Annotated in this window: 15 protein-coding genes; 3 read left to right on the top strand and 12 right to left on the bottom strand. The window is 33.1% G+C overall.

Annotation, left to right across the window (positions count from 1 at the left end; genetic code table 11):
- Positions 1-24: 24 nt before the first annotated feature.
- Positions 25-618 carry a TerD family protein gene (locus tag ACFVRR_RS06250; protein ID WP_387325915.1) on the bottom strand — a complete coding sequence of 198 codons (594 nt, stop codon included), beginning with the start codon at positions 616-618 and terminating at the stop codon, positions 25-27.
- Between the two features lie 149 nt (positions 619-767).
- Complete coding sequence (locus ACFVRR_RS06245) at positions 768-926, bottom strand: hypothetical protein (RefSeq protein WP_387325913.1); 159 nt, start codon at positions 924-926, stop codon at positions 768-770.
- Between ACFVRR_RS06245 and ACFVRR_RS06240 the strand changes: the two genes are divergently transcribed.
- Positions 925-1,173, top strand: coding sequence for a hypothetical protein (locus tag ACFVRR_RS06240; RefSeq protein ID WP_387325910.1), 249 nt, complete (start codon positions 925-927; stop codon positions 1,171-1,173). The two genes, ACFVRR_RS06245 and ACFVRR_RS06240, sit on opposite strands and share 2 nt — an antisense overlap.
- 185 nt (positions 1,174-1,358) lie before the next feature.
- Here ACFVRR_RS06240 and ACFVRR_RS06235 read toward each other — a convergent pair whose 3' ends face one another.
- Entirely contained in the window at positions 1,359-1,640 is a 282-nt protein-coding gene (locus tag ACFVRR_RS06235) for a hypothetical protein (protein WP_387325907.1), read from the bottom strand.
- A gap of 201 nt (positions 1,641-1,841) precedes the next feature.
- Between ACFVRR_RS06235 and ACFVRR_RS06230 the strand changes: the two genes are divergently transcribed.
- Complete coding sequence (locus tag ACFVRR_RS06230) at positions 1,842-3,482, top strand: copper resistance protein CopC (RefSeq protein ID WP_387325904.1); 1,641 nt, start codon at positions 1,842-1,844, stop codon at positions 3,480-3,482.
- Positions 3,483-3,511: 29 nt separating this feature from the next.
- Positions 3,512-4,144 (top strand): YcnI family copper-binding membrane protein, encoded by a 633-nt coding sequence (locus tag ACFVRR_RS06225; protein WP_387325901.1) that lies wholly within the window; start codon positions 3,512-3,514, stop codon positions 4,142-4,144.
- Between the two features lie 540 nt (positions 4,145-4,684).
- Here the strand turns inward: ACFVRR_RS06225 and ACFVRR_RS06220 are convergent.
- The 9 genes from ACFVRR_RS06220 to ACFVRR_RS06180 form a co-directional block, all read right to left on the bottom strand.
- Positions 4,685-5,254, bottom strand: coding sequence for a manganese catalase family protein (locus tag ACFVRR_RS06220; RefSeq protein WP_025569244.1), 570 nt, complete (start codon positions 5,252-5,254; stop codon positions 4,685-4,687).
- A 15-nt stretch (positions 5,255-5,269) separates the two neighbouring features.
- Positions 5,270-5,533, bottom strand: coding sequence for a spore coat protein CotJB (locus ACFVRR_RS06215; protein WP_387325898.1), 264 nt, complete (start codon positions 5,531-5,533; stop codon positions 5,270-5,272).
- Between the two features lie 2 nt (positions 5,534-5,535).
- On the bottom strand, positions 5,536-5,778 hold the full coding sequence (locus ACFVRR_RS06210; RefSeq protein ID WP_248267203.1) for a spore coat associated protein CotJA: 243 nt from the start codon (positions 5,776-5,778) through the stop codon (positions 5,536-5,538).
- Positions 5,779-5,853: 75 nt separating this feature from the next.
- Entirely contained in the window at positions 5,854-7,332 is a 1,479-nt protein-coding gene (locus ACFVRR_RS06205; protein ID WP_387325894.1) for a flavin monoamine oxidase family protein, read from the bottom strand.
- Between the two features lie 166 nt (positions 7,333-7,498).
- Positions 7,499-8,476, bottom strand: coding sequence for a ring-cleaving dioxygenase (locus ACFVRR_RS06200; protein ID WP_387325892.1), 978 nt, complete (start codon positions 8,474-8,476; stop codon positions 7,499-7,501).
- A gap of 225 nt (positions 8,477-8,701) precedes the next feature.
- Entirely contained in the window at positions 8,702-10,438 is a 1,737-nt protein-coding gene (gene cydC / locus ACFVRR_RS06195; RefSeq protein ID WP_387325890.1) for a thiol reductant ABC exporter subunit CydC, read from the bottom strand.
- A gap of 11 nt (positions 10,439-10,449) precedes the next feature.
- Entirely contained in the window at positions 10,450-12,153 is a 1,704-nt protein-coding gene (gene cydD / locus ACFVRR_RS06190; protein WP_387325887.1) for a thiol reductant ABC exporter subunit CydD, read from the bottom strand.
- On the bottom strand, positions 12,153-13,166 hold the full coding sequence (gene cydB / locus ACFVRR_RS06185; protein WP_387325884.1) for a cytochrome d ubiquinol oxidase subunit II: 1,014 nt from the start codon (positions 13,164-13,166) through the stop codon (positions 12,153-12,155). The genes cydD and cydB overlap by 1 nt, the downstream gene beginning before the upstream one ends.
- Positions 13,163-14,557, bottom strand: a complete 1,395-nt coding sequence (locus ACFVRR_RS06180) for a cytochrome ubiquinol oxidase subunit I (RefSeq protein WP_387325882.1) — start codon at positions 14,555-14,557, stop codon at positions 13,163-13,165. Before ACFVRR_RS06180 ends, cydB begins: the two co-directional genes overlap by 4 nt.
- Positions 14,558-14,563 lie beyond the last annotated feature (6 nt).

Raw genomic sequence — 14,563 nt, 5'->3', positions numbered from 1 at the left:
CTCCTTTTCAATTATGTTTTTTATTTATTGAAAACGTTGAACAATTTTATCGATCGCTATATCCTTTGTTCCCTCTCCTACTGCAGAGAACTTCCACTCTCCATTATGGCGATAAATCTCACCAGGGAACAACGCAGTTAAACCTGAATAATTATCAGTAATATTGTAGTGTACTAACTCAGCGTTTGCTGACTTGTCTACTACTCGAATAAATGCGTTTTTAATCATACCGAAATCTTGCTTACGTTGTACACAAGCATAGATATTTACAACAAATACAAGTTTATGTACATAAGATGGAACCTTATTTAAATTAACAAATACTTGCTCATCGTCACCGTTGCCATCACCTGTTAGATTATCTCCAGAATGAACTACGCTACCGCATAAGCTTTTTTTGTTTCCAAAATAGATTACATCACTTGCACTTCTTAACTTGTCATTCTCATCTAACATTAAAACAGAAGCGTCACAGTCAATGTTTTCTTGTTTACCAAATCCGAAGAAACCACCACTTTTTTTCACCGGATCCCAACCTAAACCTACAATTAAAGAGGAAAGTCCCGCTCTTCCTTTTGTAAGGTCGACTTTTTGACCTTTTTGTAAAGAAATTGCCATATGCTATTAACACTCCTTATCATGTATTAATCACGCTTGCGTGATTTATAGTTTCATATTATCATATAAACTTTGGAAATACTATTAACAACTTGGTGATTTGTGGAATATGTTACAATTTCTTGTCATGAAAACAATTGGTGAACTTGTCATGAGTACCCTGTAGATCGTCGTCTAACTTGATATAATGCAAGTTCAATTGAGGGTGCTGCTTTTACCGAGAAACGCAAGTGATGTAATAGTACTTTTAAATTAACATTCTCTTTATTGGTCGGTGTATCCTCAGCTACAATTAGTTTCTTAATCATGTTAACTACAAATTATAATGTACTATTATCGATCATTTTCAATCTATTACTAGTCATATTATTTTTGGTTTTATCGAAGAAACTATTTAATAATGGCATTACTGGAATGTTAGCGTCCTTGCTCGGTGCATATGTAGGGACTGTCATCGCATATATGACATTTATTTCAAGCATAAGCGTCGTTATTGTGGATATTCTGTTTATTATTTTTATTTTTTTATTGTTATTTTTCGTTGATCGAAGCTAGTTTCAAATTCAAATCAAAAAAATAAGAATAAGAGAAATCATGCCAAAACATCAAACAGTACTGTCATATTAACTTCCATCCTAGTTATATTCGTCATCATATTTACCGTTAATATGGATAAAGTAAAAGTTGTGTCATTGGGCAACCACAAAAGCAAGCTGCAAAACAAGGCGATCAAAATGACCTTAATACGCAACAATACACGTAACACCATCAGGTTTTAGTCCAAAAAATACAGTATTCAAACCTGCAACAATGACTAAAATAATTGTTGATGTTGATCCAGATGCCGGGGGCAATGCAAGATTGGCCTCTACTGACTTAGGTATTAACATTCCATTAAAAACTGGAAAAAATATTCTCTTATTAAATAATCCATTAAAAGGAGAATATAATATCTCTTTGGAGCCATCTAAATCTGTTGGTAAGTTGCTTGTTAAATAAATTTTTGAACTATGTTTACACACTGAAATCCACAAGTAATTGGTTTTACTTGTGGATTATTTTTGTATAAAGAGTCATGCACCATTGAATAATCTTACTATCTAATCCATAATCCTAATAAAATTTTAAAGTTTATCACATTTCTATCACAATTTTACTTTAGAATTTAGAAGTTGTTTTATTTTCTTATTTACTCAAATAGATATGAGGTGACGTAAAAAAAAATGAAAATCCGAATTATGGGGTTTTCTTTCTTAATATTATTGATTGCTGCCGCTTTTTTTCCGTCCTTAGCTTCAGCACATGCTTATATCATCAAATCTACACCTAATGAGAATGAAGTTTTTCTAAAATCTCCTCAACATATTCAAATACAATTTGATGAATCAGTACAGTCTGCATTTCATTCTTTACAAGTTTTAGATGAGCTAGGCAATCGAGTTGATTTGCGAAATGGCAGTATAAATAAGCAAAATCAATCAATTTTAGAAGGAAGCTTAAAACCTAATTTACCAGATGGAAATTATCATATTGTTTGGAAGGTAATTTCTAGTGATGGTCATTCAGTAAATGGTGTCATTCCATTCAGAGTAGGAAAAGTTGATGGGCCATCAACAATCTCAAATAAAGCAAGCCAATCCTTACCCAACACAGACGTAATGGGAACCTACTGGATTGAATATATGAGTTTACTTTTATTTGTTGGACTTTTATTTTTTTGTTTATTTATTTACAAAAGCGATCAGAAAAATCGAACGATTGCTTTTAAAAATTCTAAAGCTTTATTGTTAATCTTCTATTTTGGAATTTTATTTAGTGTTCTTTTAAGCCTTTTAGTTGAAACAAAAAACTATACAAATGGTTCATGGCAAAGTATTTTTCACAAAGATTTGCTATTGGAAACAATAAACAGTACTAAATTCGGAAGTGTATGGGTAATCCAAATTCTTCTACTTATTGTTCTAGCTAATTCACTGTATATGGCTTGGAGAAGTAATCAAAAAAGTTCTTTCTATTGGTGGTTAAGTGCTTTATTAATCGGCATTTTCTTACTAATCTCAAAAGCTTTTATTGGGCATGCTTCTATGCAAAATGAATTTTTACCAGTTTTCTTTGATTTTATTCATTTACTTTCTGTTTCAATTTGGCTAGGAGGATTAATAGGCATAAGCTATATACTTCCTAAAACGCATAAGAAACATGACGCAAATGACGTTTACTGGAAAACGATCCAACGATATTCTAGTTGGGCAACATTATCGGTCGTTTTACTAATGGCAACGGGTATTTACGCAAGCTTAAAGTATATTCCTAACTTTTACTCATTATTACATACAACCTATGGTAAGGTTTTATGCGGAAAAGTTATCTTATTTCTAGTCATGCTACTTTTAGGATTGATTCATTTTATCAAAGGAAAACGCAGAAAAAACAAATTAGGAAAGTCTGTTTGGTTTGAAATAAGTATAGGAGTAATCGTTCTAATCCTATCATCCTTATTAACAAACCTGCCAACTGCAATGGAATCACCTGGTCCTTTTAATAACACAAAGCAAAATAATGGTTATTCAGTTACATTACACGCTACTCCGAACATAGTCGGTAAAAACGAATTTAAAATTAATATACGAGATAAAAATAATAAGCCGTTGTCTACTATTCAACAAGTTACGCTTACCTTTAAAAACACTAACATGAATATGGGAAATAACACTACTCAAGTTAAGAAAACTTCGGCAGGTGTTTATGAAACAAAAGGATTTTATACAGATATGGCAGGACATTGGAATGTAAAAGTCCACATTTTAACGAACTCTCTCGATTCTGTAGATGTAGATTTTAAATATATCGTAGGTAGTAAATGATTATTACATTAAAAGGAGACTAACAAAAAATGAAAAAATTTATTTTAAAAACGTCTAAAATTATTGCTTCAGCATTTGCGATGACAATGATCTTTACTGGGATTGCTAGCGCGCATGTTGTAGTTAATCCTAAAATTTCAACCCCTGGTGCTTGGGAAACATACACAATGAAAGTACCATCTGAAAAAGAAATTGCTACAACAAAAGTTACACTTAAAATTCCTTCAAAATTTGAATTTGTTTCATATCAACCTGTCCCAGGGTGGAAATTTACCGAAACAAAAGACGCAAACGGTGTTGTTACATCTGTTACTTGGAGTGCAGAAAATGATGGTATTCAAGCGGGACAATTTCAACAATTCGTATTTATGGCCAAAAATCCAGACGCTGAAGTAAATGGAGCTTGGGATGCATATCAATATTATAAAGACGGCAGTATTGTTGAGTGGACTGGTGACGAAAAATCAGAAGCACCACACTCGATTACAAATATCGTAAAAGACACAACTGTAAAAGGTGAAACTGTTAAAGCAACGGAAGATACAACTGTTAAGAAGGATACAGAGAAATCAAGTTCAAGTAATACTTCTTTGGTTATGTCGATTGTGGCGGCTGTTCTTTCGGTGATTGCTTTATTGGTTGCGATTCTTAGGAAGAAATAAGATAAAATGAGGGAGTCTTGGAGACCCCTCATTTTTTTATGGGAATGACGTTGTGAGTTGAGGCTCAGCTGCAATTAAGTCTGTTAGAATAGCAAATAAGTGAAGATATGCTGCAATTAAACAGTGTTCTGCAATTAAAATCTGAAAATCGCAATTAAAATTGACGTAACAGCAATTAAATTTAGAGAATCGCAAATAAATTTGGCAGAACTTCAATTAAACTTCAGAGAATCGCAAATAAACTTAATAATTACCTATACTAGTAGAGGTATTATGACCTTGAATACACTACAAAAGAAGTTCATTTCAAATGGAAAACTAGCAAATATGCTTTAAAGAATAAAATCTTGAAAAAAATCGGCTAATTCTCTTTAAAAAAGAGCAATTTTATCAGCCTAAAATAAGAGGCATTGTTTAAATACCTCTCCTCTTTGTCCTTTAAACTGACTGATGAAAGAGCCTAATCATTCCAAACATGCAAAAAAATAAAACCTGTTCCCTATAAAATCCAAGGAACAGGTTCAAAATACTATCATTTAACTAAAAAATCTTCCGCTGTTGTCGATCATCCTTCAATATTTCCACAGCTTCTCTAAATCTCTGTGAATGAACAATTTCACGTTCTCTTAAAAATCTTAAACTATCATTTAAATCAGGGTCATCAGAAAGATCAATGATCCATTGATACGTTGCCCTAGCCTTTTCTTCAGCTGCAATATCTTCATATAAATCTGCAATTGGATCACCTTTTGCTTGAATATAAGCAGTAGTGAACGGTACACCATCTGAATTATGGTAGAATAATGCGCTATCATGAGATGCATAATGCGTATCTAATCCAGCAGCTTTCATTTGGTCTGGTGTTGCGTCTTTTGTTAACTTATAAATCATCGTAGCAATCATTTCTAAATGAGCAAATTCCTCTGTTCCGATATCTGTTAAAAGTCCAATAACTTTGTCTGGAATAGAATATCGCTGGTTTAAGTATCTTAAGGCAGCAGCTAACTCTCCGTCTGCTCCACCATATTGTTCAACTAAAAATTTGGCAAGCATCGGGTTACAAGTGCTTACTTTAACTGGATATTGTAATTTTTTTTGATAAACCCACATGAATACTCCCTCCTTCTAAACCTGCCATGGCCATGGGCCTTTATGCCAGTTCCAGTTTTGATCTGAATAACTGCCACCAAATTGATATAATGGTCCATATTTTGACTCGAAATTAGCTTCAATTTGTTTTTTGTATTGAACATATTGATTAAATTGGTTAATTGTATTTTGATCATCTGGGTGAGTATCTAAATATAAAGTTAATTCTACAAGTACGAAATCAACAGCTTGCAGTTCCTCTAAATCCTGATAATACTCTGGAGGAAGTTGCTCAGTCATATTTAATCCCTCCTAGCTTTATATGGATTTTCGTAGTAGTCATAAAACACTTTCCATAACGTACCTTTTTTTAATGCTTCTTTATAAGAAAATTGCTCTAGTCCTGGTGGCTGAAATCCTAAATATAAGTGTGGAGGTGTAGAATAATATTTTGTACCAATTGGTGGGCAAGGGTCATTTGGGCCATGAAAAACATTCCAAGATTTCACAGGGGTAAATTGAAGTCCTTGATTATTTTCGTTCATACTGATCACTCCCTCAAATAAAAAGACATCCACTAATGTCACTATATTCGAAGCGAATATAAAAAATGAATTTTATCATTCATAAATAGACCTATTATTTACTTCAAAAGCAGAACGAATGCCAGATTCAACTGCACCTTCAATCCACGCAGGCGCAGAAGATGTATGTTCACCAGCAAAATGTACTCGCCCCTCAGGAGTTGAAATATAAGGTGTCAGCTCTCTATTTTGCTCTGGCTTGAACATAGAAAACGCTCCTCCAGAGTATGGATATAGAGCCCAACTATGAGTGTAACCGGTAATAAATTCTGTATAAACTTGATTACCATGGATAGTGGCCAAATTACTTAAAGCATTCATTATCCGATCATTTTCAGACATACTATCCCAAATCAGTGCATCATCTTCCCAAGTATAACTAGCTAAAACAATTCCCGATCCATTTTTACCATTATGATTACTTGGATAATATGCAAAACGGATTGGTAAATCTGTCGTTAATTTCCCACCTAATGTCCCATCTTTCTCCCAAAATCTACTTTTAAATTGAAGGCCAATTTTAGTAGACGGAACATAGTGTAATTCTCGTATTGCCTTCCATTTATCATAAGAAAATGAATTTCTTGGAACCACTTCGATGAAGTTTAATAACGAAAAGGGGATAGTAATAATGGTATAGTCAGCAGTAGTTTGATAAGGCAGATGGCTTGTATAATGCTCTGAGTGAATCGTTACTTGATTATTTTCTTGCACGATTTTATTCATTTTTTGTCCAAAGAATAGATTATCCTTCAATTGTATTAAAAACTTTTTAGGTAGTTGATCATTTCCACCCGAAATCTCATAAAACTTAATTTCCTTTGAAAATAACACAATGAACTCTCTTAAAATAGCAGTAAAGGCAAGTTCTGGAAATCCTTCCATCCCTTGAAGTACTTTTACTTTTTCTAAAGCACCAGGCGATAAAGGCGTTCCGATTGGGTTATATCTTAAAAAAGATTCCATTGAATGATGGTCATAATTTTCAATAATGTTTTTCCAATTCTCATCAGGGTTTTGATGAATAAAATCCATTACCGATTTTAGTGATCTTTCAATAAACTGATCAACATTTATCCCTTTTTCATTGGTCGCTACACGATAACCTAAAATATCAGGATTTTGTTCATATTGCTTCTGAGTTGTTTTGACCCCGTTAACGAAGATAATATCCTCTGACTTCCCATTTATAAATTCATTTACTTTTAAGTTAAATTTATTTATATATTCAAGTACAAGTTTGTGATCAGAAGCAATACGCATTGCACCCAATTCTAAGTATTGATCATTAATAAAAGGTGCTCTTTTCGTATAAATCCGACCACCTACTCGACCATTTGCTTCTAAAATTGTCACCTCATGTCCTGCTTCCTTTAATAAAGAAGCTGCTACTAAACCAGAAATTCCCGCTCCTACTATAACAATCTTTTTCGGATTAGTTGTCCGCTCTAGTCCATTTTGTATTAAAGTAACCATTTCATCCTTCGATAAACGCCTACCAGATGTACTATTCATGTTCCCTCTCCTAAAAAATTATTTTAGTTCATAAGATTTTTATTCAGTGAAATATTTCATTAGAATAACAAACCGATTTATGCATTAATTTTTTAGGTAATTTTTAACAATTAGTTAGGAGAAACTAATAAAAGCACTCACTTTCAAAAGTGAGTGCTTTCTGACGTCATTCTTTCACAAATTCCTTCGTACTTCTTACAGTATCAATCTGACGAACCATTCCTTCAATTTCTTCACGTTTTGGTTCTAAGAAAGGTGGTAAAGACAACTTTTCACCAAGTGTCTCGTAAGGTTCATCCCCCATAAATCCAGGGCCATCTGTTGCAAACTCAAATAAAATTTGTGGAGCAACTCTTGCATATAAAGATTCAAAGAAATGACGATCTACGTAGCCAGAGTTTGGTAATCTAAATGAATCTAAACGTTTAATCCATTCTTTTAATACACTAGAATCTTCTACACGGAAAGCAACATGATGAACTGTACCAAATCCTTGGTAAGCTTGTGGTAATATTTCATTATGCTCCGCAATAATTTGTGCTCCATTTCCACCTTCACCGACTTCGAATAAATGGAATGAACCTTCTTTATCAATTTCTTTAAATAAAAGTACTTTTTCAATTACTTCTTTAAAGAATTCGAAATTAGCTACACGAATAAATATTGGTCCTAGTCCTGTAATTGCGTATTCTAATGGGATTGGTCCTTTTTGCCATGGTGTGCCTGAAGCAATTCCTTTATTATGTTCATCTGAGATTAATTGATATTGTTGGTCGTCGAAATCAACAAAAGATAATGTTTTCTTACCGAACAGTGTTTTTATTCCTGAGTGTTTTACTTCTAATCGGTCAAAACGCTTCACCCAATAATCTAATGCTGCATCAGTTGGTACTCGGAAGGATGTTTTTGAAATTTCATTTGTTCCATGTACTCCTTTTTGAATACCAGGGAAATCAAAAAATGTCATGTCCGTTCCAGCACTTCCCTTATCGTCTGCAAAGAATAAATGGTACGTTTGAATATCATCTTGATTGACCGTTTTCTTTACTAAACGCATTCCTAAAACATAAGTAAAAAATTCATAGTTTTTTTCTGCACTGCTAGTTATTGCTGTTACATGATGGATCCCTTTTAAACCGTTCATACGAATTCCTCCATTTAAAATAGTTATTTATATATTAGCTTTTTTATTTTGTGATTCTATTGCTGAAGAATACTAAAAATTAGTAAAGAGTTAGTAAAAATTTTATTTTGAATTCAATATATCTCGAATTCGAGATAAATATATCATGTAAATCATTTTCCGTCAAACTGTATTTTACATATAAAAAAGACTCCAGCAAATTTGCCAGAGTCTTCAGATTAACATCTATTCAATTACTCTAAATGGTCGATCTAATTCAAAAAGTTTGCGATATCGGTCCTCGGTTTTGAAAAGTTCTTCATGTGAGCCTTTCATTGCAATTTTACCTTTATCTAAGAAAAGAATATGATCAGCCATTTCTGCACCGATTAAATGGTGTGTGATCCATAGTACTGTCTTTCCTTCTAATACTTTAAAGATCGTTTGAAGTAGTTTTCGTTCTGTTATTGAATCTAATCCAACAGTTGGTTCATCTAAAATAACAATTGGTGTATTTTGAAGAAGTATTCTGGCCAAGGCAATTCTTTGTCGTTCTCCACCAGAGAATCTTACACCGGTTTCTTGCATAGGGGTATTATAGCCTTCTGGAAGGGTTGATATATAATCATGTAGTTCAACCATTTTAGTGACTTCGATTACCTCTTCGTCACTTGCTGTTGGATTTCCTAATCGAATATTATTTATAACGGTAGTATCAAATAAATATGGCTTTTGATTAAGTACAGACACAACTTTCGAAATTTGGTCTTCTAAAGCTATACTTTCGACCTCATTTATTTTAACGCTTCCTTCAGTAGGGTTCTCTACTCCTTCAATTAGTTTAAGAATAGTTGATTTTCCTGAACCACTCGGACCTAATAATGCAGTTTTTTTGTTTTCCTCAATTGTAAAAGAAACATTATTTAAGATAGTTTCGTTTTCCGCGTAATGAAAGGCTACATCTTTAAACTCGATTTTTCGATAATCTTCAATATTCCCTTCAATACTGGGTGATTCCTGATCACGACTCACTTCTTTAATCCCTTCTAGGCGATTGATTGAATCTGTATATAAAGGGACACTTCCAAGAGAATTTGATAGTGGAATAAAAGCTTCTGTTAAAGGAAATAAAACTAAAACAAATGCGGCGATAAAAGTTCTTGGAATTTCTCCAGCTAAACTTTCATTCCCAGCCCAATATAGCATCATCAAAACTAAGACTGCTACAATACATTGAGCAACCAGATCGCGACGTCTTCTAAATCTTTTTTCCTTGTTTTGGATGTTTCTTAACGATTCATCCATTTCTCTATAATTTTTAATAAAGCTATTTTGTTTACCACTAAATAACCAATCACTAATACCCATAACTGCATCAGTTAAATTTTCATATAAATGGCTTTTTTCCTTTTTTATTCGGTAAGTTCGCGCTTTTTCAACTAATAATGAAAAATACGGTAGGACACCTACTAAAACAAAGGAAATGACTGCTGTTAATATTGCAAATGGTACGGAGAAGAATCCAAGTGCTACTACCGATATAAAATAGATAAACAATGCGGCAATTCCAGGGAAAATAGTTTTTAAATAAATATCTTGTAAATATTCAATGTCATTTGCTAAAAGACCTAAAATATCTCCTGTTTTAAACTTGGAATTAATATTAAGTGCATACGGTTCTAGATTACTAAATAATCTTGTTCTCATTCTAGATAAGATTTTTAAAATTGTATTGTGTCCGACTAATCTTTCAACATACTTAGAAGCCGACCTTAAAATACCAAAAGTACGTACAGCAACGATTGGTACATAAATCATTAAAATATTTTCAGGTCTAGTTGCTGCTTTAGAGATTAAATAGCCGGAAGTATACATAAGAGAAGCCGCTGCAAATATAGTCAGTGAACTTAAGAAAATCACAACTATAAATAAACGACGATTTTCTTTTATATATGGTAAAATCCATCCATTTTTATTTAACATATACCTACCTTCTAACTATGAATTAATCGATAATAATGACCCTTTTTCATTAATAGTTCATCATGGGTACCAACTTCAATGATGCTACCTTCATTCATCACAATAATTTGATCCATTTCTTTCATCCAATGTAAGCGATGTGTAGCCAAAAACACTAATTTACCAGAGAATAACTGAAGCATTGTTTGTTTTAATTCAAACTCAGTTTCAATATCAAGGTGACTAGTAGGTTCGTCTAACAAAAGAATCGGACGATTTTCCAAATAAGCTCTAGCAAGCGCAACTCGTTGACTTTGCCCGCCACTTAAAGCTCTTCCACCTTCACCAATTTTTTCTTCTAATCCTTTTGGTAATTCTTCTATTAAAGAAGTTAACCCAGCTTGAACTGCTGCATTTTCAATTTCTTCTTTAGTAGCGTTAGGTTTATAAAAGCTTATATTATCGTTTAATGTTTTTGAGAAAATATAAGGACTTTGTGGAATGTAGATTAACTGTTTATGCCAATCTTCTATTTGCAGATGGGATACCTCTTCACCAGAAATTTGAATAGTCCCGTTTGCTGGCTCTAAAAAACCACCTATTAAATCAATAAGCGTTGATTTACCAGAACCACTTTCTCCAACAATCCCAATTTTTTGAAACCCTGTTATATTCAAATTTATATTTGATAAAATCGTTTGACCATCTTTTTCGGGTTTTACCGATACATCTTTTAAATTAATTTTACTAGCACGATTCCAACCTGTTAGCGGAGTGATATCTTGAGACTTGAACTCTTGCTCATCTAAAATATCTTGCATTGCTTTCCCAGCTTCTTGACCATTTAAAGTTGCATGATAATCAGCTCCAACTTCACGAACTGGTAAAAAGTATTCAGGAGCTAAAATTAAAATTGTTAATGCTGGGCCTAATAAAATTACACCGTCAATCAAACGAAGTCCTAAAAAGACGGCAACTGTAGCGATTGACAGCATTGTGAATAAATCTAGAGCAAATGATGATAAAAAGGCTACTTTTAATGTGCCCATAGTTGCTTCTCTGTATCTTTCACTTACATTTTCGATCTTTTTAATATGTTTTCTACTTAATCCTAGAAATTTTAATGTTTCCAGACCTCGTAATGAATCAGTAAAATGGTTCGATAAAATACGGTAAACCTTCCATTGTTTATTTGATTTCTTTTTAGCTGCCAAACCGAGTAAGATCATAAAAATAATAATGATTGGAAATGTCACGATTAGTATAATTGCAGAAACTTTATCAACAAAGAAAATATAGATCACGATTACTGGTGAGACAATTGCTAAGTTAATCATTTTCAATGGAACGATTTCTAGGTAATTTCTTAGTTGTGTAGTTCCTTCCATAATAAGCGTTACAATATTACCTGTTCCTGATTTTCTTGCAAATCTAGGTCCAAGTTTAAAAATCTTCTCCAAAACTTTCATTTTCATTTCGGTTGAAGCAATGTCCGCAAAATGCTCTGAACATTTTTGTTTGATCGTCGAAATAATATATCGACAGACAAATGCGCTAATGAAGAAAATAGTAGCGTATAAAATATCGCTACTATTTTTTCCATTGAACAATCTGACAATAGCTTGTGAAAGCATATATGCCTGAATAATAATTGCCGTAACTTGTATAATTGTTAAAAAAGATAGGATTATTAATAATCGATTAATCCCTTTATATTTAATAAGATCTTTTCCCATTAATAAGTCAAATCCTTCTCATCCACTCTTTTTCTAAATACATAATAACTCCAAATTTGGTAACCTAGTACGAATGGTAATAATGTACATGCAACTATTGTCATTACCTTTAATGAATAAGGACCAGATGAAGCATTATAAACAGTTAAATCATAAGTAGTTTTGATCGAGCTAATCATGACTCTTGGGAACAGAGAAGTAAATAGTGTTCCTACTGTTAGGATAATTCCAAGTCCAGACATAGCAAATGACCAACCATCGCGTTTTTTTAAGATGAATATTGTAGCAAGAATATAAGATACTACGATTAATAAAATAAGTGGAACTGTTATATATGCTTTTACTTTAAACATATCCGTTTCAAAATATGCCATACCAGTAAAGGCAACTAAGAATAAGAACACTGGCATGATTACCATACGCGCTAGGGAACGTGCACGGTCTCTTAATTCTCCTACCGTTTTTAATGTTAAAAACATTAATCCATGTAATAGGCATAGTAATGTCACAGTTACACCACCGACTACTGTGAATAAATTTACGTAATCTGTAAACCCAGCAGAGATATTCATATTTTGATCGATTGGCATTCCCCTTAGAATACTTGAGAATAATACACCGAATAAAAATGGTGGTAATAAACTTCCGAAGAATATGACCCAATCCCAAGCCTTTGTCCATTTAGAGTTTTCAACTTTGCCTCTAAATTCAAAAGCAACACCACGTCCGATTAATGCTATTAATACAAATACAAACGGAATATAGTATCCACTAAACATCGTTGCATACCAATTCGGGAATGCTGCAAAAATTGCTCCACCTGCCGTTAATAACCACACTTCATTTGCATCCCAAAACGGTCCAATTGTGTTTATTAAGATTCTTCTTTCAGTATTATTTTTGGCTAGTAGCTTTGTAGATATACCTACCCCAAAATCGAAGCCTTCTAAGAAGAAGAATCCTATAAATAATACTGCTACGAGTAAAAACCATAATTCATTTAACGCAATCATACAATTGTCGCCTCCCTTTCAAACGGATCGACCGTAGGAACTTTTTCAGTTTCAACATGATGTGTTCCTTTTTTAATTTCTTTTACAAACAAGTAAACTAAAACAGCTGCTAAAATTGCATACATTGTTGTAAATGTTGTGATTGAAAAAATCAGTGATCCTTTTGAAACATTTGGTGATACAGATGCAGCAGTAGTCATTAAACCGAATACTGTCCATGGTTGGCGACCTATTTCTGTCATAACCCATCCAGCTGTATTTGCAATAAATGGTAAAGAAATTAGTAAAATTGATGCCTTTAAGAATAGATTTTTTGATTCTAATTTTTTACGATAACTAAAATATAAACCTAGCATCGACATTAAAATCATGACCATTCCTGCTCCTGCCATAATTCTAAAGCTCCAAAAAGTCGTATTAACTGGTGGAATATAATTTCCAGGACCATATATTTTCTCATATTGTTTTTGTAAAGTATTCATACCAGGTACTTTACCTTCAAATTTCTCATAAGCTAGATAACTTAATAAATATGGTACTTCTACCTCGTATTTATTTTCTTTCTTTTTCGAATCAATCAGACCAAAGACCATCCAGCTTGCAGGGTCACCGCTGTCTTTCCATAAACCTTCACTTGCAGCCATTTTCATCGGCTGAGTTTTCATTAAATGCTTCGCTTGAGAATGTCCGCTAAATGCAACACCAATTCCTGCAATTAGCGCGAACACCATTGCAAGATTAAATGCTTTTTTAAATAATTCTGTTTCCTGTTTTTTTAAGATTTTATACGCACTTACACCCGCAACAAATAACGCTCCAGTTGCTAATGCTCCAGCAATTGTGTGAGGAAACTCAACTTTAAGTTGTGGATTTGTAATGATTGCTAAGAAGTCGGTCATTTCTGCACGACCATTTTTAATCGCAAAGCCTACTGGCTCCTGCATGAAAGAATTGGCTGCTAAAATCCAAAACGCAGACATTAACGTTCCGAAAGCAACTAACCAAATACACATTAAATGAATTTTTTTATTAAGTTTTTCCCAACCAAATATCCAAATCCCTAAAAATGTAGACTCCATAAAAAATGCTAAAAGTGCCTCAATTGCCAGTGGTGCTCCAAAAACATCCCCAACAAAACGGGAATATTCAGACCAGTTCATACCGAATTGAAACTCTTGAATAATACCTGTCACAACACCAACTGCGAAATTAATTAAAAATAAGTGCCCAAAAAATTTTGTTAACTTTTTATATTCTTCTTTATTTCGAAAAACATACAATGTTTCCATGATTGCTACCATAAATACTAAACCTATTGAAAGTGGTACAAATAAAAAATGGAAAATTGTAGTGGAACCAAATTGTATTCTTGCAAGCTCTAACACACTCACAGTACA

Origin of the sequence: Gottfriedia sp. NPDC057948, from assembly GCF_042887255.1 — a bacterium.
Lineage (GTDB): Bacteria > Bacillota > Bacilli > Bacillales > Bacillaceae_G > Gottfriedia.
Note: the sequence above shows the minus strand (reverse complement) of the source record. Positions and strands in the feature narration are given on the sequence as shown.

Bases quoted from the DNA above. Each gene is read 5' to 3' on its own strand.
- cydD (WP_387325887.1), bottom strand. From the start codon at position 12,153: ATGGGAAAAGATCTTATTAAATATAAAGGGATTAATCGATTATTAATA.
- ACFVRR_RS06210 (WP_248267203.1), bottom strand. From the start codon at position 5,778: ATGAACGAAAATAATCAAGGACTTCAATTTACCCCTGTGAAATCTTGG.
- cydB (WP_387325884.1), bottom strand. From the start codon at position 13,166: ATGATTGCGTTAAATGAATTATGGTTTTTACTCGTAGCAGTATTATTT.
- ACFVRR_RS06240 (WP_387325910.1), top strand. From the start codon at position 925: ATGTTAACTACAAATTATAATGTACTATTATCGATCATTTTCAATCTA.
- ACFVRR_RS06220 (WP_025569244.1), bottom strand. From the start codon at position 5,254: ATGTGGGTTTATCAAAAAAAATTACAATATCCAGTTAAAGTAAGCACT.
- ACFVRR_RS06225 (WP_387325901.1), top strand. From the start codon at position 3,512: ATGAAAAAATTTATTTTAAAAACGTCTAAAATTATTGCTTCAGCATTT.
- ACFVRR_RS06200 (WP_387325892.1), bottom strand. From the start codon at position 8,476: ATGAACGGTTTAAAAGGGATCCATCATGTAACAGCAATAACTAGCAGT.
- ACFVRR_RS06215 (WP_387325898.1), bottom strand. From the start codon at position 5,533: ATGACTGAGCAACTTCCTCCAGAGTATTATCAGGATTTAGAGGAACTG.
- cydC (WP_387325890.1), bottom strand. From the start codon at position 10,438: ATGTTAAATAAAAATGGATGGATTTTACCATATATAAAAGAAAATCGT.
- ACFVRR_RS06230 (WP_387325904.1), top strand. From the start codon at position 1,842: ATGAAAATCCGAATTATGGGGTTTTCTTTCTTAATATTATTGATTGCT.
- ACFVRR_RS06205 (WP_387325894.1), bottom strand. From the start codon at position 7,332: ATGAATAGTACATCTGGTAGGCGTTTATCGAAGGATGAAATGGTTACT.
- ACFVRR_RS06250 (WP_387325915.1), bottom strand. From the start codon at position 618: ATGGCAATTTCTTTACAAAAAGGTCAAAAAGTCGACCTTACAAAAGGA.
- ACFVRR_RS06245 (WP_387325913.1), bottom strand. From the start codon at position 926: ATGATTAAGAAACTAATTGTAGCTGAGGATACACCGACCAATAAAGAG.